This is a genomic window from Vibrio sp. NH-7, assembly GCF_053643215.1.
Window position 1 is genome coordinate 51,344 of the sequence record NZ_CM132188.1, and the last position, 20,362, is coordinate 71,705.

Consider the following 20,362-nt stretch of genomic DNA (forward strand, 5'->3'; position numbering starts at 1 on the left):
GCCTCCTGCGGAATCTTTCACTCCCACATTAAGTATAGTGGGTCGTGGTCAATTGCTCACACCAAGGGTAAGCAATGCTTCTCATTATGACTCCGGTGGTGTCAACCTAGGTTTACTTTGTTGTGAATGATTATCATTTTTGTGAATAATTCTGTTATCATCGCTACAATAGTGGCAGATGTATCAATAGTTGAGTGGTGTCTGAGGAAAAAGTGTCAATGGTATCTGACAAGACAAAATCGGCGACTTTCAATCGGGTCAGCAAGGTGTTGGGGTTTATTCATCGTCATCTTGATACGCCACTTTCACTTGACGAGATTGCCGCACAAAGCTGCTGGTCCAGATGGCAATTGCAGCGCGTGTTTCAAGCTGAAACGGGTTTAACGGTGGCTAACTACGTTAGGCAGTTAAAGTTAAGTTTGGCGGCAGAACTGCTTCTTGATACCGATCAGCGAGTGATTGATATTGCATTAGCGGCTGGGTTCAACTCTGAGATCGCGTTCAGCCGAGCCTTCAAGCAATTTTTCGCTTGCAGTCCGCGCGTCTACCGTAAGGCGGGGCAACGCACTGGACTTAAAAAGCCAATTGAAATTTCTGAGGTGCAAGTCAACGGTGAGCGTGCGCAGTCGTTTGTTGAGGTTCGTGTAGAAACCAAACCAGCCTTCATTCTTAAAGGCATGCGTGGTGAGATAACAGGGCTGTTTTCTCTTGCTCCTAATTTTGCTGATGTGGTACCAAAGCTTTGGCAGCGCCTCGATGCTGAAGCTAACAGCACGTCACTCTCTTTTGGTCACTGCCTAGGTGTGGTTGATGTGACCAAAGCGGCGTTCGATGGCAGTAACCTCTTCTATTGGGCGGGTATTGAATTGCGCTCAGATATCGCCATGCCCGCATTGCCTAGTGTGGTCTCTGAGCAGCTAGCAATCCTCAATGTACCAAAACAAACCTACGCTGCCGTTAAGCACAAAGGGCCCATTGATCGCCTGCCTCAAACGCTTGAATGGTTCATTTTGCATTGGCTTCCGACGTCTGGATATCGTGGTGTTGATGGCTATGAACTGGAGGTGTATCCAGACAACTATCAAGCGGACGCTGCGCACGCCGAAATGGAGTATTGGGTGCCGATCGTCCGAGTTTAACAGTCCCAAATAGCCAGCTTCTTTTTCCCATGTTGCACCAAATTGTTAACTTTCTTTTTTGTTGAATAATAAAATGCAAATGATATTTATTCTCAAAAAAAGAAACGCATGGGTATTAAGGACATCATGGACAACTCGACGACATTTCCGCGCTCAACTTTAGCGCTTGCATTGCTTGCGACCTTCTCGCTTCCCACTATCGCCTCCGAACACCACAGCTCCGAATCGACTCAATTGGAAGAGGTGACGGTGCTGGGCAAGGCCTATCGCAATACAGCGACCAAAACCGCACTCGAGCCAGAGGAAACGCCGCAAGGTATTACGGTGATTGAGGGTGAGTTGTTGGAGCAACGCGCCGTTCAATCGGTGTCGCAAGCGCTTCGTTATGCGCCGGGTGTCGTGACAGAGCAGAAAGGCGCGGCGGTCACCATGTACGACAACTTCTCTATTCGAGGTTTCGATACCAACAACGTTAACTATTACGATGGTTTGGTGCTGCCTTTCCTCGTAGGTTGGAACTTGCAGCCTCAGATTGATCCTATTGCGATTCAACAAATCGAAGTGTTCAAGGGGCCAACGTCTGTCCTGTATGGCTCAATGCCTCCGGGCGGGATGGTGAACATTATCGCCAAGAGCCCTCAACAAAAAGAGCAGACATCAGTGGGCTTAGCGACGGGCTCAAGAAACCTAATGGAAGTCTCTATCGATACAACGGGGCAAATCGCTCAGAGTGACTTTTCGTATCGTTTGATTGCTTTGGCACGTAAACAAGATAGCCAAGTGGATGGCGCACAAGAGGAGCGATATGTCATAGCGCCCTCTTTAGATTGGCAAGCGAGCGATCGTACGCTTATCAACGTTAACCTCTATTATCAGAAAGATCCTGCGATGGGGATCAACTCATCGGCACCACTTGAAGTGATCAAGAACCAATCACCATCGACGTCGCTGGGGGATGAAAACTGGAGTAAGTTTGAACGTGATGTGTTGATGATCGGTTACAAAATCAACCATGAGTTCAATGATACCTGGTCGCTGCTGCAAAATGCGCGTTATATGGATGCATCGCTGTACCAAGAAAATACCTATCACAGAGGAACCAGCTTCAATCCCGTGACAGGTAGCCTGGCGAGAAATATCTATACGACCGATGAAAGCTCGAAGAGTTTTGTAATTGATAACCAAGTCTCCGGCCAAATGACCGCGGGCGATTGGCAGCACAACTTGCTACTTGGCGCGGACTACCAAAATCTCACAGGAGATTCGTTATACAAAGAGTATACGGCGAATGCTGAGTTCTATGGCTTCAATGCTTACAACCCCGACAATAGCCTGCTCGATCGCAGCGAAATCAACGAAGTTTATCGAGAGTCTCACGACATTAACTACAAACAACTGGGCTTTTATCTCCAAGACCAAGTCAGAACAGGGCGCTTAGTGCTATTGGCGGGTGGTCGCTATGATTTGTTTACCTCGAGTGATGACAAAGTCAGTACCAGCCCGACTTATGACGGCAAAGATAGCTCTGATCACAAGCAGTTTTCGTATCGTGTTGGTGCTTTGTATGAACTCGACAATGGTATTTCCCCCTTCTTGAGTTACGCGACCAGCTTTGAGCCGGCGGCAGGCACGGATGTCAACGGTCAGTCGTTTAAACCTCAAATTGGTGAGCAGGTCGAAATCGGCATGAAGTATATGTCTGCTGACATGTCCCAGTCACTGACCGCTTCGTACTTCCATATCACCAAGAACGATACGATTGTCGCGGACCCCTCTGACCCTAGCTATCGCGCGAAAATTCAAGTGGGTGAAGTGACCTCGCAAGGTGTTGAGCTAGAAGGTCAGATTTTCCTGACAGACAATTGGGATGTTCAAGCTTCTTACGCTTACATCGATATGGAAATCAAGAAAGCGTACGACCCGAACTTAGAAGGCACGACGCCTATTTATGTGCCAAAACACAGTGCGATGGCTTGGACCAATTACTACGTCTACAGCGGCGCATTTGAGGGAGCACGCATTGGCGCTGGCGCCCGCTATGTGGGAGAAATGGAGATGGACGCGTCCAATACACAAGGCAAGGTGCCCGCTTACACTGTAGTGGACATGTCTCTAGGCTACGAGCTAGGTGGTGTCAGTGAAATGTTGTCTGGCGCGCAAGCAAATCTTGTCGTCAACAACCTTTTTGACCAAGAGTATTACTCGTGCTACGACAAAACCAACTGCTGGTTTGGTGCGGAGCAGTCCATTGAACTCAACGTTAACTACAATTTTTAACCGACAACCTTACTTAACATAGCCGCTCATTTTGCGTGGCTAGGCTAGGTTTACAATGTAAATCGCCCCAGCATTAAACTGGGGCGATTCAATCTGGTTTGTCGACTATTTAAAACACACGTCTGCCCAGCGGGCTAATCCAGCCGTGACCGAGCCAAAGTAGTTGCCGCTGACAACATCAATGCTCGGCAGGGTTTCTTGCACTGCACCGCGTAAGATGGGGGAGCGTGCTGACCCGCCAGTCATGAAGATCGCATCGGGTTTCACGCCGCCTTGCTCTACCGCCTCTTTGACCAACTCTGCCATTTTCTGTTTTGGCGTCTCGATCGCTTCGATCATGTCCTCAAAGCGGATGTCCACCTCGAGCTGTTCAGAGAGCAGTTGAATCACACCGTGATAGTGGGCGTGATCGGAAAGCGCAATTTTTGCTTCTTCCGCTTGGCGCACAAGGCGGTAGCCCAGTGTTTCATGGAATACTTCCAGTAGACGGGCGAGTTTTTCTGGCTCTTGTGCTTCTTTCTTGAGCTGCTTTAGCGTCGCCAAGTTTGAACGAGAGTAGAAATCCGCTTGGGCATCGACACTGTTGATCGCAATCGGATTCCAAAACTGGATGGTTGGCATCACGATGTTTGCGGTGGTTTTACTGCCAAGACCAAATGGCGTCATCAGTTGTTTAAAGGCGAGGGCGATATCGAGATCGTTGCCCCCAACACGCTGGCCACTGTGCGCTAACAAACTTTGTGTTCTGTCTGCTTTACCACGCCAGCTTGGTCCCATTTCGATCAGTGAGCAGTCTGTGGTACCGCCGCCAATATCCACCACCAGTACAGTTTTGTTCTCGTTTAACGAGGCTTCGTACTCAAGGCCAGCCGCGACAGGCTCAAATTGAAACTCGACATGTTTGAAGCCTGCGCGTGTTGCTGCCTTAAGCAGGATGCTTTCGGCTTGTCGGTTTGCGGCTTCGCTGTCGCGGCCATGGAAGTTTACAGGTCGCCCAATCACGGTTTCGGTGATGGTTTGCTGTGCATCCGCTTCGGCGTTGCGTTTGATGTTATCCATCATGGCGCAAACGAGATCCTCAAAGAAGCAGACCTGAACATCGCGCAGTCCAGAAGCGCCTAAGAACGACTTTGGCGACTTAACGTAATAGCTTTCGCTGGGATCTTGTAGGTAATGATCCAATGCTGCTTGGCCAAACGCGACCTCTTCGGCAATAAACTCGATGCCTTTTTCGCGATTGATGTTGATCGCGCGTCGAAGTACCTGCTCGCCCACGCTGTCGATGGGTTTAATATCACGGTGCTTAAACAGATACTCAGCCACGGCTTCGCGGCTCGGTGCGGATAGGGTAGAAGGAATGTATACGCTGTCGCCTTCTAGTTTGAGCAGCTTTGGCTCCCCTTGCTCCATTTTTGCAACTGAGCAATTTGCCGTCCCGTAGTCAAAGCCAATAAACATTCGAACCTCCTACCAATGAAAAAAGGTCGGCAATGCTACCTCAATGCGAAAATGAATGCCACTGGTGATTTGTTAAGCATGTCTATTACGAACAACTTATAGTAGTCTAAGTGAATATGTGAATTTCTAATTTATTGATTGTATTGAACTAATAACCATAGTTTCGCAAGAGGTGGTATGGATACCGAAAACGTCATGCTGGCATACAACCAGTACGAAAGGCAGCAATTTAATGCCCTAGGTGGAGAGAAGATAGATACACCGGAGCTGGTCCGTTTTGTCTCTCCCGAGCGATATGGCAGCTACATCGCTTATTTTTGTTTGACGGCAGAGAACGCGCAAGCGGTGATCGACCGTGAAAAAGCGTTTTTTCAGCGGCAGGGAAAATGCTTCGAGTGGAAAACCTACCAGACTGATAAGCCCGATGATATTGCACAAAGACTGCTTAATAGTGGTTTCGAAAAAGCCGAGCAAGAATCGTTTATGGTGCTTGATCTGAGCACCATCACCGTAAAACCCGTTGACGAGTCGCTGCTGACCGAAGTGCACGATGAGCAAGGCATACGCGATGCGATTCGTGTCCAAGAGCAAGTCTGGGGTGGCAATTTCGATTGGCAATTTCAACATCTACTCAGCTTGAAGCAACAAACGCCCGACGCGATTTCCATTTATGTGGTCTACCACCAAGGTCAACCTGTCACTTCTGCATGGCTAACCTTTAATGGAGAAAGCCCATTCGCGGGAATTTGGGGCGGGAGCACCATTGAATCTGAACGTGGCAAAGGGTTTTACTCGCTTTTGCTCAATAAGCGCATTGCCGAAGCCAAATCACGTGGCAAACAGTACCTCACCATTGATGCGTCAGATATGAGCAAACCGATTGTCGAAAAATATGGTTTTCAATTTGTGACGAGCACAATAGGCTACGAGTTTAATGTGGAGTAGTGGGTATGGACGTTATTGAAGCCAATGTCGGACTGGAAGCGGCGCTCCTTGATTATGCGACCGAATGTTGTGATTCCGGCATTGAGATGTACCAACGGGCAATCGCTGATCCAAAGGGGTATTTAGCCAGTCTTATCGCGCGAAAAAGTGCAGATTGCGCCGAACTCCCAGAGGGTTGGCTCCCTAGCACCACTTATTATTGCGTTGAACATGGTCGAGTATTGGGAGCCATTCGTGTACGCGCCGGTACGAATGACTGGGTCGAAAATGTTATTGGCCATATCGGCTATGAAACACGGCCATCCGCACGTGGGATAGGGGTAGCAAGATTTCTTCTCGCTTGGGTGGTGAAAAATGCGATTGAAAGCCGAGCCATCGTGACTTGTAACGTGGCGAATCTTGCTTCTCGCCGCGTGATTGAATCTTGTGGTGGAGAGTTCTTGGGGGAGTTTGATGGCGGCAGTGAAGGACACGTGCGTCGTTATGCGTTTTATCGAAACTGAGACAGTATGCATTGATGGTGAAAGAGGCGATCTTGGTCTCAGATACGTGCCATTTTAGATGTTAGGGTAGTACACATAGTAACCAGTTTATTCGGCAGAAATCAGCATTTTGCTATCACAACGAAAGGGGTAACTATGTTAGGTGAAGATCATTCATTACTCAGTGAGTTTCCAGAATTTAAGGAGACAATCCTTGCTCTAGCGAAAACAGACGATGTGTTTTTAACCGACATGAAAGCGTATGACGGGCTAGATAAGGAGATAAGAACGTTAGAGTTGAGAGACTCTCCGATCAGCGATGAAGAAATGCATCAAATGAAACACGATAGGGCGATGCAAAAAGATAATCTTCACCAGCGTATTCTTAAAGCTCATCAGTAGCGACATGATTGAAGAAAAAAGAGCGATTCGTCGCTCTTTTTTTGTGGTTGCTAGCGAAACGTGAACATTCAATTGAGGTGTAGCCCAGTTCACTGTTTTCCGGTTTGCGCTCGTGCTAGCATCGAACCTTGATTTCGACTTAAGGTACAAACATGTCATCAGATCGTTACGGAACCAGCGCAAGTTACAAGCGCCAAGAAGCGGGTTACAGAGAGAAAGCGCTAAAGCTCTATCCTTGGGTATGCGGAAGCTGTGCAAGAGAATTCGTTTACTCAAATCTGCGTGAGCTCACCGTTCATCATAAAGATCATGACCACACAAACAATCCAGAAGATGGCAGCAACTGGGAGCTATTGTGCCTTTATTGTCACGATCATGAGCACAGTAAATACCTAGAACATGAACGCTATGGCAGTGAAGTAAAACCGGGTGAAGATGACCACCAAGGAGCGACGTACAACCCATTTGCGGATTTAGCCAACATGCTCAAAAAGTGATGATTGAGCAACCAACGTCAATCCTATGAGGTTGGTGCTCAACATTGTCGCTGTAGAAGACTCAAACAAGCCTCTTCGACTTCCTTTCGTGCTAGCGTTTTGCCAACCCTTTGCTGTGCAAGTAAGGCAGAATATGAGGGCGAGACTCGCCCGCTAATTTTCCTGTGACTTCCTGTGACCAAGTACTTTGCTTCTGATTGCTAGAGCGATTCGCATAGTAGTCTTGCATAGTTTGGTCATAGGTTTTAATCGCTTCTAAATCAAGCGCTTGATATTGGTTTTCGTGCAAAATAACTTCGCTTGGTAGCCGCGGTTTTACCTCGGGTTTTTGGTCAGGGTGCCCTAAGCACATACCAAACAGAATTGCGGTATTGCTTGGTAAACCGAGTAGTTCATCCACATGCGCCGCATTGTTTCTTAGACCGCCAATATACACCCCGCCCAGTCCCATAGATTCTGCGGCCAGTAAGCAGTTTTGTGCCATGATGCCTGAATCCACCGCACCGATAAGCGTCAACTCGGTGAAATCTACCTGCACATCCGGTCTGATGGCCGAGTGGCGTTGATAATCAATACAAAACACCAAGAACTCTGCCGCACTTTCAACATACGCTTGGTTACCTGCGTATTGTGCCAGTTGCTTGCGTTTTTCTTTGTCGGTAACGCGGATGATCGACACAACCTGCAATAAGCTCGAAGAAGAGGCAGCTAAGCCCGCTTGAATGATGGTTTGTAACCGCTCACTTTTAATTGGATCTTGAGTGAACTTTCGAATGGAGCAATGGCTGAGAATGGTTTCAATGGTACTGTTCATGATGGCATGACGTCCTTGTTTTTGTTATTCGATAGGGTTACGAACTCACCATAACGGTATTTGCTAAACGCGTAAATCGAAAACCATTATCAATCGTAATTTGCTGCGGGTGAATCCATGACCATCATATTGAGAAACCGCTCAATCTCTAGTTCCCTTGCCAGTGAACCGTGTTAATCTCGCCTAACAAACTAATAACCATATAATGACTCAACCATGAATACCGCTTTGCTGGGAATGTTTATTCCAACTTTCTTTTTTGTTTCGATTACGCCGGGGATGTGCATGACATTGGCGCTGACACTTGGCATGAGTGTGGGCTACAAACGTACCTTATGGATGATGGCCGGAGAGCTTGTTGGCGTAGGGCTGGTGGCAGTGGCTGCGGTACTCGGAATCGCCGCAGTGATGCTCAACTACCCTTGGTTGTTTGTCGCATTGAAGTTGATTGGCGGAGGCTACCTGTTCTATCTGGGTGTTCAAATGTGGCGCTCGCGCGGCAAACTGGCGATTAACGTTGAACAACAAGACTCGGCGCCACAAAGCGATTGGGACTTGGTCGTACAAGGGTTTGTTACTGCGATCGCCAACCCGAAAGGATGGGCATTTATGATCTCGCTGTTGCCGCCTTTTATCGACCAAAATGCGGCTCTTACGCCCCAGTTGATTGTCTTGGTGTCGATCATATTGCTGTTTGAATTTATCTGTATGACACTTTACGCCACAGGCGGCAAAGGCTTAAAGCGTCTTCTTGGTCAATCTCAGAACGTGCGTTTAATGAACCGGATTGCTGGCACATTAATGATGGGCGTTGGTGTTTGGCTACTCGCCAGTTAAGCCATCAATCGAATCCAAGTGTTGGACAATAAAATCGATAAATGCGCGAATGTGAGGTTTCGGGTAGTGAGATGGCTTGTACAGCGCGTAGATTTCATCGCTGCGTTTCTCTCCATAAGAGACCTGCCATTCGGGCAAAATATTAATTAAGGTTCCCTGCTTTAGGTAGGGAGCGACCATCCAATCTGACAGCAGCAACACGCCGCTACCATGCAGTGCGCCTTGCAATATGGGCGAGCCACCTCTTGAGCTAAAATTACCCGTGACTTGAACTTTGTGTCGCTCGTTTTCTCGGCTGAAATACCAATGACACTTCTGCCGCTGCTGGCTAATCAATAAACAATTGTGTCCACTCAGATCGTTTGGCTCAGTGATGGCTGGGTTCGCTTTTAGGTACTGAGGTGATGCGACCAATACGGTGCGGTTAGTGAGGAGTTTTCGTGCCTTTAATCGACTGTCTTTAGGCGTGCCAATACGAATGGCTAAATCGATGTTGTCACTATTTAAGTCGACCACATGGTTATCGAGTTCAAGCTCGATTTGAACTTTTGGATATCGGGCAAGAAACCTTGGGATCAAAGGCGCTAAGAAGGCATTACCAAAGCTCTCAAATGCTGAAATACGCAGTAATCCTTGGGGTTGGCTAGGTGATTGCTTCATTTGATTGACTAACGCATCCGCTTCTTCCACCAGAGATAAGGCTTGATGATGAAAGTAACGCCCTTCGTCAGTGAGAACCAGTTGGCGAGTGCTGCGTTTAAACAGAGTCGTTTGCAGCTTTGCCTCTAGGTTGTCTATGTTTCGTGCCACTGAAGAAGGCGCCATGCTCAGTGCATTCGCCGCTTGAGAAAAGCTCCCCGATTCGACCACCTGATTGAACACTCTAATCAACTCAAACATGCCATGCCTCACCTTTGCGTTTTATGCAAAATTAAACTGCGTTTGGTTGGTATTCTGAAGATATTTGGATTGATGCACAATGAATTTGACTTCACAGAAATGAAAAGGAACGAAGATGAATTCACGAATTAATATTGCCAGTGTTGAACCTAAAGCGCTCAAAGCCATGTTGGAAGTGGAAGGCTATTTGGAGGGCGCGGAGTTATCTACGTCATTAAAGAAACTGATTAAGGTTCGCGCATCGATGGTCAACCAATGTGCTTACTGTATCGAGATGCATGTGGCAGAAGCGGACAATGTTGGCGTGTCTACGCAGAAATTGTTCGCGTTAGCCGCATGGAGAGAGTCCCCATTGTTTAATCCGCAAGAGCGCGCAGTGCTTGCCTTAACCGATGAGATGACGCAGATCGCGCAACACGGCGTTTCTGAGCAAGTGTATGACGCAGCTCTGGCGGAATTGGGAGAACCGCTTCTTGCTCAGGCGATGATGCAAGTCATCATGATCAACGCGTGGAATCGATTTGCAGTGGCGACTCAAATGACGCATGGCTAACCATAGCCGATCAATACTCTTTCCTATCCTCTGAGCCTAGCGTTCAAACGTTAGGCTTTTTGTGTCTTTCTTTTTCAGGCTACGGAGTTTTTAGTTTTGTTATGATATAACATAACCTCAATTGGAAAGGAGAGCGCTGTGCAGATCGAAGAACTCATTGAAAGAGTAAAAGCCGAATGCAAGCAGCAAGGAAAGCAACTGACTGCCAAACGTCAGCTCGTTTTACATGCTTTATTGAAAGCCGATCAAGCGATGTCTGCTTATGAAATTGTTGATTATTGCCAACAAGAAATGGGGCATTCGATTCAAGCCATGTCGGTGTATCGGATTCTGGAGTTTCTAGAGGATCTGAAACTTGTGCACAAGATACAGGCTTCCAATAAGTTTATTGTTTGCGCTCATATTGAGTGCGAGCATGAACATGGCACACCCCAGTTTTTCATCTGCTCAAAATGCAACAAAATCAGCGAACAGATCGTCGATCCTTCTTTGATGTCTGGGTTGCAAAACCATGCCCGCCAACAAGGATTTACCGTGATCCAGCCCCAGATTGAAATCAACTGCGTGTGTGACGAGTGTGTGAAGTCTTCGTAGCCTTTCTCTCCTCTTTTCCGTCCATGAACTCTAAACCTCAAGGAGAGCCGAATAGATCATGACATCGACATTGATTAAAAATGCCCGAATAGTAAATGAAGGAAGTGTACAACGAGCCGATCTTCGTATTGTGGATCAACGTATCGCAAAAATAGATGCGCATATTAAAGCTCAGGCAGGTGATACCATTGTAGACGCTGACGGCGCCTATTTATTGCCCGGAATGATTGATGATCAAGTTCATTTTAGAGAGCCTGGCTTAACCCATAAAGGCACCATTGCATCCGAATCTCGTGCGGCGGTTGCAGGTGGAATCACGAGCTTCATGGAAATGCCTAACGTTGCACCTGCCACGACGACGATTGAAGCGTTGGAAGACAAATTCGCCTTGGCAGCCGAAGCAGCTTATGCCAATTATTCGTTTTACTTAGGAGCGACAGAAGATAACTTAGCCGAAATTAAGCGCCTTGATCCCAAATCGCACTGTGGTGTGAAGGTCTTTATGGGAGCATCCACTGGAAACCTTTTGGTTGAGTCACCAAAAGCGTTGGAAGATATTTTTCGTGAGTCGCCAGTGCTGATTGTGACTCATTGTGAAAGTGGTCCAGTTATCGCAAAAAATAGAGCGCGACGATTAATGGACAACGCGCCTCTTACCATTCATGACCATCCTATTCTCCGCGATGACGAAGCGTGTTACGCCTCTTCGTCGTACGCGGTTAGCTTAGCGAAAAAGTATTCAAGCCAACTTCATGTACTCCACATTACCACCGAAAAAGAGCTGGCTTTATTTGAAGCTGGCCCTGTTGAGGGTAAAAGTATTACCGCAGAAGCTTGTGTTCATCATTTGTGGTTTAGTGCCGACGACTACGCAGAGCGTGGCAATCGAATTAAGTGCAACCCAGCCATCAAACACAACAGCGACCGAGCTGCACTTTTGAACGCGCTATCGACCGGACAAATTGATATTATCGCGACCGATCATGCACCTCACACGCTGGAAGAAAAACAGGTGGAGTACGATCAGGCGCCTGCTGGGTTACCTTTAGTTCAGCATGCGCTGCTGACTTTGTTGGATCATGTTCATCATGGCCGTATGACCATGGAACAAGTGGTTGAGAAAACCGCGCACAATCCAGCTATTCGCTATGCGATTCAAGATCGTGGTTTTATCCGCGAGGGGTACTATGCCGATCTCGTTCTGGTTGACCGTTCGACGACGACCGACGTCAGTGATGAGAACACCCTTTATCACTGTCAGTGGTCACCCTTTGCTGGTCATCAGTTTCACGCTGCCATTAAGCAAACATGGGTCAATGGGCACTCAATGTTTGTGGATGGAAACATCAACCAAGCGCCGGGCAGTGCAATGCGACTGAGTTTTAACCGATAGATCGCGCCATCAATCAAATAGTCCGAGTCGTTGCTCGGGCTGTCTTCACATAGCCGCTATTTGACGACGATGGTTTTTTTCTCTGCCAATGCCATCGCAACATGAGACGAAGCGTAAGCACTTTCATTGATGAAGTGAGGGTAGATATCATGGTCTTTTTCCCAACAGATGTCATAACCAGAGAGTGTCGTCAGTAATGGTTCGCCCGGTTTGACAACGTTGAAGTCTCTGCCACAAATGGTTGGGTGGACCAGAGCGCTTCTCAGCCCGTCTTGCCCAAGCGGTATTGTCACCTCTTCGGTGTAGAAATAGGCGTCGTAATTGCTGAGGCTATCTAGCTGCCCTAGATTGTATTTTTCTAGGTAATCCAATACAAAACTCAGCATCTTTTTCATGTTTTCCAGTACATCAGATTTTAAAGCGCCATGAGCTTGGGCTCCTACCTCGATCATGATCCCATACTTACCTGCCGTGCAAAGGTAGGGTTGCTCCTGCCAAGTTTTCCTATCCTCAAACAGTATGTTTGCCTCCGGCATTCGCTGCTTAACGTAAGCCCCCATGTGTGTGTAAAACGGGTCTTGTGAGAGCAAAATGAGCGTTGCTCCCATATTGCTGGTGGTATTGTGAAGATCGATGACCAGTTGGTTGGCGGTTGTATCTAGGTTTTCTATCCATTGTTGAGCGACACCGTGTTCATGTAAATCAAGTGGCATGGTCTGAGCACGGTCAGAAAAGCATCGATTGAGGTCGGTATCGACATAGCGAACATTCCGTTTTACCGCTTCAGGGTTAGCGATGACGCTTGATGACGAAAAGGTGGTTCGATTTGCATCGAACAAGCGTTCATTGATGAGCTTCTGTAGATATACCCCTGATAGCTCGTTGCCGTGTGTTCCAGCTACGAGTAAAACTTGATTCAATTGTGCCATGCCTTGCTGTTCCTTTGGATTTGTTCACTTACCTAACGCGTAAGCTGAACTGTTTTTTAAGATATGTTATAACATAACAAATGTTACATGCTTGGCCACCAGAAATGAAACACTTTAAAATTCTCGCCTCTGCTGTCGCGATTGCTGCGCTCTCCGTTGCGTTTTTGATTCCTACAGAAGACCCCGAGCCTCTATCACCACCGACAGAAATACAAATAACGCAAGCCCCAGCAACGGTGCCCACAGCCACTAGTGGAGAAGTTCGTGCGCACTATTTTGTTAAAGTCGGAGATACGCTCAGTGATATTTTCTCTGCTTGGGATATTCCCTACACCACGTTGCTAGAAGTGCTATCAGCTGATTCCGTCCATTTGCAACTAGATACCATTCAACCGGGAGATCACTTGGAATTCGTGTTTAAGGGAGAGCAGCGACAGCTAGACTCTTTGACTTATCATGTGAGTATGGTTGAGCATGCTATTTACTCTAGGGATAAAGCGAATCCAGAAACGTTTCAATATCAACTAGACGAGGAGCCTAGCGAGTGGCGTGAGGTACTTTATAGTGGAACCATTGATGGCAGTTTCTCTTTATCGGCGCATAGGATGGGGTTATCGGCCAGTCAAATCGCCAACATCACACGCGTGTTACGAGATAAGGTAAATTTTGCTCGCTCGTTGAGAGCCGGTGACCGCTTCGATGTACTTGTGAATCGTCAATTTCTTGGTGAGCATCCAACTGGAAAAAGTGAAATCCAAGCGATTTCGTTTAACCTGTCGGGCAAAGAGGTCTCTGCATTTCTTGCTAAAGATGGACGCTTTTATGATCGAGATGGAAATAGCTTGGAACGAGCGTTTAATCGCTTTCCGGTTGATTCTCAATATCGCCGTATTACCTCAGCATTTAACCCAAGGCGCAAGCACCCAGTGACAGGTCGAGTGACGCCACATAATGGGACCGATTTCGCCACCCCAGTCGGTGCCCCCATCTATGCGACGGGTGATGGTAAGGTTGTAGGGGTGCGAAATCACCCTTACGCGGGGAAGTATTTAGTCATTAAGCACAACAGCGTGTACACCACGCGTTACCTACATTTAAGCAAGTTCTTGGTTAAGAAAGGTCAAAGGGTAAAGCGCGGGCAAAAAATCGCCTTGTCTGGCGCGACGGGGCGGTTAACTGGGCCACATTTGCACTTCGAGGTATTGGTGCGAAACCGAGCCGTGGATCCGATGAAAGCGGATTTACCTTTGGCGACATCCATATCACCGGACGATAAACCCGAATTTATCGCCCGTATTCACTTTTTTGATCAAAAAGTAGGGAATCAACTTTCTGAAGTTAGCCAGCCATTACAAGGGTGATGATCGGCTGGTTTTATCGCTCAATTTCGCCCTGAAGTTGAGCGAGAAAGCCTTTCATATAATCAGTGCGTCTTTTCGCCTCTTGTTTTGCCGCCGGTGTGTTCATCATGGCTTCAAGTTTAAACAGCTTGTTATAGAAGTGGTCCACTGTGTAGCGTTTGTCATCCAACTCGCGCTGGTGACAAAATGGATCGTCAACGTGATAAAGGCTAGAGCCAAAGCTAGCACTCACTTGCAAACATCGGGCAATTCCGACTGCGCCCAACGCATCCAATCGGTCTGCATCTTGAACGATCTGGGCTTCTAACGTGGTTGGCGCAATATTAGCGCTATAACTGTGGGCGCAAATGGCGTGGTGAATCTCCGCTAGACATTGTTCCGGATAGCCAATGCTCTTCAAAAATTCCGTTGCTTTGTCCGCTGCCATAAGAGAGCTTTTAGCGCGATCAGGGTGATTCTTAGGGAAGGTAAAACAGTCATGCAAATAGGCGGCAGGAAGGACAATGTCAATTTTTCCGCCTTCCTGCGCGCACAATTCGCGAGCGGTTTTGACGACTCTAGCGACATGGCTAAGGTCATGTGCAGGGTCTTGGACCATCTCTTGGCGAATAAATGCCAAAAGCTGAGGTTCGAAGTGTTCGAATGTCGCCATCTTATTGTTCCATAAACGATTATGCAGAGATGGTATCACGACAACTTGTGGCAAGCTGTGTACAAGGTCCTAAAGTGGTGGCGAAGAGGATGGGCAAGTGGTCAGTAATCGAAGTTCGCCTCTTTAGCTCACCAAGGCTTTACTCTATAATTGCCGCGCTTTTATTTGGGTTACCCCTATTACCTTGGACAAATTATGATTTCAAAAAACCAACTTAAATTACTTCGAGCTCTTGGCCAAAAGAAACAGCGCAAAGCGCATGGTCTGTTTTTGGTGCAAGGTGAAAAGAACGTACTTGAGTTGGCTAATAGCTCGCTAACCGTTAAGCAGATTTTTGCTACGCAAGAGTTTCTCGCACAGAACCACAGCGAGCTGAGCGGCTTTGAGTGCATAGAAGCGTCGCTTGATGATTTAACCAAAGCGAGCACGCTGGTCAGCAATAATGCCGCGATTGCGGTGGTTGAAATTCCAAGTGTCGAAACGCCAAAAGCACAGGGCTTAATGATTGCCTTAGATGGCGTGTCTGACCCAGGTAATCTAGGTACCATCATTCGAGTTGCCGACTGGTATGGTATTAAACATATTGTGGCGAGCACCGATTGTGCTGACCCATACAACCCAAAAACCATCAGTGCGACAATGGGTAGCTTTGGGCGTGTGACAGTCAGCCAGCTAGATTTACCAAGCTATTTAGAACAATCTAATCTGCCGGTTTATGGTGCATTCCTAGAAGGTGAAAGCGTGCATAAAACCGAGTTTGCTGCCGAAGGCATTTTGTTGATGGGCAGTGAGTCTCACGGTATTCGCGAACAAGCGGCAAAGTTTGTGACCGATAAGATCACGATTCCAGCCTTTGGCGGTGCAGAGTCGCTGAATGTCGCGATGGCTACAGGCATTATTTTGGATAACTTGCGTCGCCAGCACAGTTAAGCCAAATCAAGATGTTAAAAAAGCGCAGTGATGACCAGTCACTGCGCTTTTTTTGTGCCTACGAAACTCAAATACGTCTTAGCTTGCCTTAATAACGATTTCTTACCGTGTGAGAACGTTATACAGAATGCCACTCAAGCTACTTTTTAGATGTGGAAATTCTTACATAAATTGTTGGATGGCACTGTGGTGCACCGCGCTCTGGTCAGAAAAAGGTTAGACGTGCTCTGTGGAGATAACGATAGTTATAATTTCTATTGATTATTCGTGCTTACTCTTTGATTTTACGAATATTTGAGATCTGAGTTCTGGAATTAGTGATGCTATGTGTGTAAATTCCTGTTTTCAATAAAAATCAATGGCTTAATGATGAATCTATTAAAAATCTCAATTGTTACTCTTAGTGCTGTACTCATGTTTGGTTGTGCGTCTCCTGCTCAAGTTAAAAATATGAAAGTTGATGAGTCCGTAAACCTAGCTTTCGATGAAAACCTAAATAGCGCAATAGAGTTAAACCAGGTTGGTGGTGGTGAAGAAACAAATCCAATGTGGACTTCTGAAATAGGTAATAAAGAATTTGAAGCTGCATTGAAGAGCTCCTTAAAGTCCCAGTATCTTTTGTCCAGAGATAGTCAATCAATCTATGAACTTTCAGCTACATTGATGGAAGTTGAGCAACCTACGTTTGGTTTGGATATGGAAGTTACATCTACGGTTAGGTACATTCTTGTTGAAAAAAGCACAAACCAAATAATCTTTGATGAACTTATTAAAGCGCCATATACGGCAACTTTTGGGGATGCATTTAGTGGTGTCGAGCGTTTAAAAGTTGCCAACGAAGGTTCTGCAAAAAGTAATATAACTAAATTTCTTCAGAAGCTTTCTCAGCTCAAAATTGATAGCACGAAGGTGACGCTGGTAAGCAAGTAATAACAAGGTATTTAAAGGCGAAACCCAACGCGTGGCTCTTTCAGTCTATCGTTGGGTTTCATGTTTATAAGGCAAGTGATAGCTTTGCTCGCACCTTAATGCTGCGTTACATGTTTTCATCAATTCAGGAGTAATTTTATGTCTTACGCTCAGACTAGCTGTCTATGTGGTTCTGTGAAAATCACAGCAGAAAACATCAACCCTAACTTTACAGTTTGTCATTGTCAGTCATGTCGAACTTGGGGAGGTGCTCCATTTTTCGCAGTTAAATGTGGGACACAAGTGAAAATAGAGGGCGAAAACAAAGTTAAAATGTACAAGTCATCCTCTTGGGCTTCTCGTGGTTTCTGCGCAGAGTGTGGTACTCATTTGTTTTACAAGTTCAAAGAAACTGGTGAATACAACATGCCTGTAGGCTTATTTCCAAACTTGGAAGGTTTGAAAATGGACATGCAGTACTTTAGCGACATGCGTCCAAGTTACTACTGCTTTTCCAACGAAACCAAGGAAATGACGACAGCAGAAATCATGGCTTACTTTGCGGACAAGGTTTAACCAAACATATAACAAAGCGTTGCATATAAGGAGAAGTTAAGTGGTAGAAAGGATGACTTACGACAGGCTACCTCAAATCGCAGGGCCTTATGTTCATGCAGCAAAGCACAACAAAACACTTTATGTCTCCGGGCTTACAGCTTATGGAACAGGTGCTCAAACGTCTGGTTTAATAGAGCAGACTCAAGAGATTCTCGGACAACTCTCAGAAATCCTTAAGGTAGAAGAACGCTCAAAAAGTGATCTAATCAAACTCACTATTTTCGTTCGCGACATGTCTATGTTAGGTAGTATCCGAGAGCTTCTATTTGATTTCTATGACGGTCACTTGCCAGCATGTTCTCTGGTAGAAGTGTCCAAACTGATTCATTCTGATTTGCAGATAGAAATCGAGGCTATCGTAGGACTGTAAGCGGATTGAAGTGGGACGACACGCATCATAGCAAGTATCTCTTTGCGTATAACCACTAAAACGAAAAGAGGGCTGACAACCACTGTCAGCCCTCTTTGTGTTTCTCGTTATGTGCAGAATGGTGCTCGTTACTTCTCAAGCATGCCTAACTTATCAGGCACACCATTCCACTTTTCTGCTTCATCCATCGCAGGCTTCACTTCGGTTTGTACTGGCCAAAGCTCCGCTAACTCTGCATTGAGTTCAATGTAGATTTTTTGGTCCTCTGGCACTTCATCTTCTTGGAAGATCGCGTGGGCGTCACACTCGTCAACACAAAGACCGCAATCAATACACTCGATTGGATTAATGACCATAAAGTTTGGCCCTTCATGGAATGCATCTGCCGGACATACAGCGACACAGTCAGTGTATTTACATTGGATACAGTTATCGGTTACGACAAACGCCATGATGGGTCTCTTATCTTTAGTCAAAATTAAGGAATGGGATAATACTCATCCCCTGCCAAAATTCAATATGTTTGATTTAGTATGACAGACAAATCAATTTCTCGTAAAATGCGCGCCATTGTGAGCTGACCGCCTCTCAAGCGGTTTTGGCTAAGACACCTATCTATACGAGACATCTACATGATACGTTTAAACGAAATCAAACTTCCTCTTGATCATGAGGAAGAGGCGCTGACCTCTGCCATCACCAAGAAACTTGGTATCTCTGAAGACCAAGTCATCTCTTACAATGTTTTCCGTCGTGGTTACGATGCTCGTAAGAAAGCCAATATTCTCCTTATCTACACGCTAGACGTGATCGTTGAAAATGAAGCTGCATTGTTAGAGCAGTTCGTGAGTGACCCGCACGTGAAAGAAACGCCAGACATGGAGTACAAGTTCGTCGCGAAAGCGCCTGAAAATCTCACAGAGCGTCCAGTGGTTATTGGCTTTGGTCCATGTGGTTTGTTTGCTGCGCTGATTCTTGCCCAAGCAGGCTTTAAACCTATTGTGGTAGAGCGTGGTAAAGAGGTGCGTGAGCGTACGAAAGATACCTTCGGCTTCTGGCGTAAGCGCACACTCAACACGGAATCAAACGTTCAGTTTGGTGAAGGTGGTGCAGGTACGTTCTCCGACGGTAAACTTTACAGCCAAGTCAAAGATCCAAACTTCTATGGCCGCAAAGTGATCACTGAGTTTGTTGAAGCTGGCGCTCCAGAAGAAATTCTCTACGTAAGTAAGCCGCACATCGGTACGTTCAAACTGGTCACGATGATCGAGAAAATGCGCGCGAAAATCATCGAACTGGGTGGTGAAATCCGCTTTAGCACTCGCGTCGATGATATCCATATGGATGGCGATCAAATCACTGGTTTAACGCTGTCTAACGGCGAAGAGATCAAATCTCGTTACGTGGTACTTGCGGTTGGCCACAGTGCGCGTGATACGTTTGAAATGCTCCACGATCGCGGCGTGTATATGGAAGCAAAACCTTTCTCGGTTGGCTTCCGTATCGAACATAAACAGGCGATGATCGATGAAGCGCGTTTCGGACCAAATGCGGGTAACCCAATCTTAGGCGCGGCAGACTACAAATTGGTTCACCACTGTAAGAATGGTCGCACGGTTTACAGCTTCTGTATGTGCCCAGGTGGTACGGTAGTGGCGGCAACGTCTGAAGAAAATCGCGTGGTAACAAACGGCATGAGCCAATACTCTCGCTCAGAGCGTAACGCCAACGCGGCTATCGTGGTTGGTATCGACCCAGAGCGTGACTATCCAGAGCATCCACTCGCAGGTATCGAGTTGCAGCGTAAACTTGAATCTGGTGCCTATGTACTGGGCGGCGAAACGTACGATGCGCCAGCGCAGAAAGTGGGTGACTTCCTGAAAGGTCGCGATCCAAGTGAGTTAGGTGATGTGCAACCGTCTTTCACGCCGGGTATCCACCTAACGGACATCTCGAAAGCGCTACCGGATTTCGCAATCGAAGCGATTCGTGAAGCGATTCCTGCGTTCGATAAAAAGATCAAAGGCTTTGCGAGTGCCGATGCTCTGTTAACGGGTGTTGAGACTCGCACGTCTTCTCCTGTGTGCATCAAGCGCGGTAAAGACTTTCAGAGTGTTAACCTGAAAGGCTTCTACCCTGCAGGTGAAGGTGCAGGTTACGCGGGTGGTATTTTGTCTGCGGGTATCGATGGCATCAAGGTGGCGGAAGCGCTATCTAAAGCTATGGTCGAAGACGCGGCAAGCGCATAATTGTATTGAGATTAAAAAGGCCCACTAGCGAAAGCTGGTGGGCCTTTTTTATG

Annotated in this window: 22 protein-coding genes; 16 read left to right on the plus strand and 6 right to left on the minus strand. The window is 46.8% G+C overall.

Translation table 11 applies throughout. The annotated features are described in order from the left end of the window. The first annotated feature begins 218 nt into the window (after positions 1–218). Positions 219–1,139 (plus strand): helix-turn-helix domain-containing protein, encoded by a 921-nt coding sequence (locus ACUALS_RS14605; RefSeq protein ID WP_454449686.1) that lies wholly within the window; start codon positions 219–221, stop codon positions 1,137–1,139. 126 nt (positions 1,140–1,265) lie between these two features. Further along, positions 1,266–3,416, plus strand: a complete 2,151-nt coding sequence (locus ACUALS_RS14610; protein WP_454450026.1) for a TonB-dependent siderophore receptor — start codon at positions 1,266–1,268, stop codon at positions 3,414–3,416. Between the two features lie 105 nt (positions 3,417–3,521). Here ACUALS_RS14610 and yegD read toward each other — a convergent pair whose 3' ends face one another. Continuing rightward, on the minus strand, positions 3,522–4,874 hold the full coding sequence (gene yegD / locus ACUALS_RS14615) for a molecular chaperone (protein ID WP_454449687.1): 1,353 nt from the start codon (positions 4,872–4,874) through the stop codon (positions 3,522–3,524). A gap of 177 nt (positions 4,875–5,051) precedes the next feature. Between yegD and ACUALS_RS14620 the strand changes: the two genes are divergently transcribed. The 4 genes from ACUALS_RS14620 (at position 5,052) to ACUALS_RS14635 (ending at position 7,200) form a co-directional block, all read left to right on the plus strand. Beyond that, positions 5,052–5,819 (plus strand): GNAT family N-acetyltransferase, encoded by a 768-nt coding sequence (locus tag ACUALS_RS14620; RefSeq protein ID WP_454449688.1) that lies wholly within the window; start codon positions 5,052–5,054, stop codon positions 5,817–5,819. A 5-nt stretch (positions 5,820–5,824) separates the two neighbouring features. Further along, complete coding sequence (locus ACUALS_RS14625; RefSeq protein ID WP_454449689.1) at positions 5,825–6,322, plus strand: GNAT family N-acetyltransferase; 498 nt, start codon at positions 5,825–5,827, stop codon at positions 6,320–6,322. A 135-nt stretch (positions 6,323–6,457) separates the two neighbouring features. Further along, positions 6,458–6,703 carry a YdcH family protein gene (locus ACUALS_RS14630; RefSeq protein ID WP_005469192.1) on the plus strand — a complete coding sequence of 82 codons (246 nt, stop codon included), beginning with the start codon at positions 6,458–6,460 and terminating at the stop codon, positions 6,701–6,703. 152 nt (positions 6,704–6,855) lie between these two features. Beyond that, positions 6,856–7,200, plus strand: a complete 345-nt coding sequence (locus ACUALS_RS14635) for a YajD family HNH nuclease (protein ID WP_038188024.1) — start codon at positions 6,856–6,858, stop codon at positions 7,198–7,200. Between the two features lie 91 nt (positions 7,201–7,291). Here ACUALS_RS14635 and nfsA read toward each other — a convergent pair whose 3' ends face one another. Further along, complete coding sequence (gene nfsA / locus ACUALS_RS14640) at positions 7,292–8,014, minus strand: oxygen-insensitive NADPH nitroreductase (RefSeq protein WP_454449690.1); 723 nt, start codon at positions 8,012–8,014, stop codon at positions 7,292–7,294. A gap of 216 nt (positions 8,015–8,230) precedes the next feature. On the opposite strand from nfsA, the gene ACUALS_RS14645 reads away from it, so the two are divergent. After that, positions 8,231–8,851: a LysE family translocator gene (locus ACUALS_RS14645; protein ID WP_038135482.1), complete on the plus strand. Its 621-nt coding sequence runs from the start codon at positions 8,231–8,233 to the stop codon at positions 8,849–8,851. On the opposite strand, the gene ACUALS_RS14650 is transcribed toward ACUALS_RS14645, so the two are convergent. Then, entirely contained in the window at positions 8,837–9,751 is a 915-nt protein-coding gene (locus tag ACUALS_RS14650) for a LysR family transcriptional regulator (RefSeq protein ID WP_454449691.1), read from the minus strand. The genes ACUALS_RS14645 and ACUALS_RS14650 overlap by 15 nt on opposite strands. 115 nt (positions 9,752–9,866) lie before the next feature. Here ACUALS_RS14650 and ACUALS_RS14655 point away from each other — a divergent pair, with 115 nt between their 5' ends. From ACUALS_RS14655 to ACUALS_RS14665, 3 genes are all read left to right on the plus strand, one after another. Continuing rightward, positions 9,867–10,304, plus strand: a complete 438-nt coding sequence (locus ACUALS_RS14655) for a carboxymuconolactone decarboxylase family protein (protein WP_454449692.1) — start codon at positions 9,867–9,869, stop codon at positions 10,302–10,304. A gap of 138 nt (positions 10,305–10,442) precedes the next feature. Then, positions 10,443–10,898 carry a Fur family transcriptional regulator gene (locus tag ACUALS_RS14660; protein ID WP_454449693.1) on the plus strand — a complete coding sequence of 152 codons (456 nt, stop codon included), beginning with the start codon at positions 10,443–10,445 and terminating at the stop codon, positions 10,896–10,898. A gap of 58 nt (positions 10,899–10,956) precedes the next feature. After that, positions 10,957–12,291 carry a dihydroorotase gene (locus ACUALS_RS14665; protein WP_454449694.1) on the plus strand — a complete coding sequence of 445 codons (1,335 nt, stop codon included), beginning with the start codon at positions 10,957–10,959 and terminating at the stop codon, positions 12,289–12,291. Positions 12,292–12,347: 56 nt separating this feature from the next. On the opposite strand, the gene ACUALS_RS14670 is transcribed toward ACUALS_RS14665, so the two are convergent. Next, complete coding sequence (locus ACUALS_RS14670) at positions 12,348–13,220, minus strand: aspartoacylase (protein WP_454449695.1); 873 nt, start codon at positions 13,218–13,220, stop codon at positions 12,348–12,350. A gap of 104 nt (positions 13,221–13,324) precedes the next feature. On the opposite strand from ACUALS_RS14670, the gene ACUALS_RS14675 reads away from it, so the two are divergent. Continuing rightward, the gene (locus ACUALS_RS14675; RefSeq protein WP_454449696.1) at positions 13,325–14,581 is read left to right on the plus strand and encodes a peptidoglycan DD-metalloendopeptidase family protein; all 1,257 of its coding nucleotides are present in this window, start codon (positions 13,325–13,327) and stop codon (positions 14,579–14,581) included. 13 nt (positions 14,582–14,594) lie between these two features. Here the strand turns inward: ACUALS_RS14675 and ACUALS_RS14680 are convergent, their stop codons facing one another. Continuing rightward, complete coding sequence (locus tag ACUALS_RS14680; protein WP_454449697.1) at positions 14,595–15,233, minus strand: HD domain-containing protein; 639 nt, start codon at positions 15,231–15,233, stop codon at positions 14,595–14,597. Between the two features lie 195 nt (positions 15,234–15,428). Here ACUALS_RS14680 and ACUALS_RS14685 point away from each other — a divergent pair, with 195 nt between their 5' ends. From ACUALS_RS14685 to ACUALS_RS14700, 4 genes are all read left to right on the plus strand, one after another. Continuing rightward, positions 15,429–16,163 carry an RNA methyltransferase gene (locus ACUALS_RS14685; protein WP_038135472.1) on the plus strand — a complete coding sequence of 245 codons (735 nt, stop codon included), beginning with the start codon at positions 15,429–15,431 and terminating at the stop codon, positions 16,161–16,163. Positions 16,164–16,529: 366 nt separating this feature from the next. Next, complete coding sequence (locus tag ACUALS_RS14690) at positions 16,530–17,093, plus strand: hypothetical protein (RefSeq protein WP_454449698.1); 564 nt, start codon at positions 16,530–16,532, stop codon at positions 17,091–17,093. A 138-nt stretch (positions 17,094–17,231) separates the two neighbouring features. Beyond that, a complete protein-coding gene (locus ACUALS_RS14695) occupies positions 17,232–17,648 on the plus strand; it encodes a GFA family protein (RefSeq protein WP_038212173.1) in 417 nt (138 codons plus the stop codon). A 40-nt stretch (positions 17,649–17,688) separates the two neighbouring features. After that, a complete protein-coding gene (locus ACUALS_RS14700) occupies positions 17,689–18,060 on the plus strand; it encodes a RidA family protein (protein ID WP_454449699.1) in 372 nt (123 codons plus the stop codon). Between the two features lie 128 nt (positions 18,061–18,188). Here ACUALS_RS14700 and fdxA read toward each other — a convergent pair whose 3' ends face one another. Continuing rightward, positions 18,189–18,512, minus strand: a complete 324-nt coding sequence (fdxA, locus tag ACUALS_RS14705) for a ferredoxin FdxA (protein WP_038135464.1) — start codon at positions 18,510–18,512, stop codon at positions 18,189–18,191. A 180-nt stretch (positions 18,513–18,692) separates the two neighbouring features. On the opposite strand from fdxA, the gene ACUALS_RS14710 reads away from it, so the two are divergent. Next, a complete protein-coding gene (locus tag ACUALS_RS14710) occupies positions 18,693–20,309 on the plus strand; it encodes an NAD(P)/FAD-dependent oxidoreductase (RefSeq protein WP_334474450.1) in 1,617 nt (538 codons plus the stop codon). The last annotated feature ends 53 nt before the right edge of the window (positions 20,310–20,362 follow it).

Coding starts and splice junctions, on each gene's coding strand:
- ACUALS_RS14695 (WP_038212173.1), top strand. CDS start 17,232: ATGTCTTACGCTCAGACTAGCTGTCTATGTGGTTCTGTGAAAATCACA.
- ACUALS_RS14655 (WP_454449692.1), top strand. CDS start 9,867: ATGAATTCACGAATTAATATTGCCAGTGTTGAACCTAAAGCGCTCAAA.
- ACUALS_RS14635 (WP_038188024.1), top strand. CDS start 6,856: ATGTCATCAGATCGTTACGGAACCAGCGCAAGTTACAAGCGCCAAGAA.
- ACUALS_RS14620 (WP_454449688.1), top strand. CDS start 5,052: ATGGATACCGAAAACGTCATGCTGGCATACAACCAGTACGAAAGGCAG.
- ACUALS_RS14650 (WP_454449691.1), bottom strand. CDS start 9,751: ATGTTTGAGTTGATTAGAGTGTTCAATCAGGTGGTCGAATCGGGGAGC.
- ACUALS_RS14610 (WP_454450026.1), top strand. CDS start 1,266: ATGGACAACTCGACGACATTTCCGCGCTCAACTTTAGCGCTTGCATTG.
- ACUALS_RS14680 (WP_454449697.1), bottom strand. CDS start 15,233: ATGGCGACATTCGAACACTTCGAACCTCAGCTTTTGGCATTTATTCGC.
- ACUALS_RS14605 (WP_454449686.1), top strand. CDS start 219: ATGGTATCTGACAAGACAAAATCGGCGACTTTCAATCGGGTCAGCAAG.
- ACUALS_RS14710 (WP_334474450.1), top strand. CDS start 18,693: ATGATACGTTTAAACGAAATCAAACTTCCTCTTGATCATGAGGAAGAG.
- fdxA (WP_038135464.1), bottom strand. CDS start 18,512: ATGGCGTTTGTCGTAACCGATAACTGTATCCAATGTAAATACACTGAC.
- ACUALS_RS14670 (WP_454449695.1), bottom strand. CDS start 13,220: ATGGCACAATTGAATCAAGTTTTACTCGTAGCTGGAACACACGGCAAC.
- ACUALS_RS14690 (WP_454449698.1), top strand. CDS start 16,530: ATGATGAATCTATTAAAAATCTCAATTGTTACTCTTAGTGCTGTACTC.
- ACUALS_RS14685 (WP_038135472.1), top strand. CDS start 15,429: ATGATTTCAAAAAACCAACTTAAATTACTTCGAGCTCTTGGCCAAAAG.
- nfsA (WP_454449690.1), bottom strand. CDS start 8,014: ATGAACAGTACCATTGAAACCATTCTCAGCCATTGCTCCATTCGAAAG.
- ACUALS_RS14665 (WP_454449694.1), top strand. CDS start 10,957: ATGACATCGACATTGATTAAAAATGCCCGAATAGTAAATGAAGGAAGT.
- ACUALS_RS14625 (WP_454449689.1), top strand. CDS start 5,825: ATGGACGTTATTGAAGCCAATGTCGGACTGGAAGCGGCGCTCCTTGAT.
- yegD (WP_454449687.1), bottom strand. CDS start 4,874: ATGTTTATTGGCTTTGACTACGGGACGGCAAATTGCTCAGTTGCAAAA.
- ACUALS_RS14675 (WP_454449696.1), top strand. CDS start 13,325: ATGAAACACTTTAAAATTCTCGCCTCTGCTGTCGCGATTGCTGCGCTC.
- ACUALS_RS14630 (WP_005469192.1), top strand. CDS start 6,458: ATGTTAGGTGAAGATCATTCATTACTCAGTGAGTTTCCAGAATTTAAG.
- ACUALS_RS14645 (WP_038135482.1), top strand. CDS start 8,231: ATGAATACCGCTTTGCTGGGAATGTTTATTCCAACTTTCTTTTTTGTT.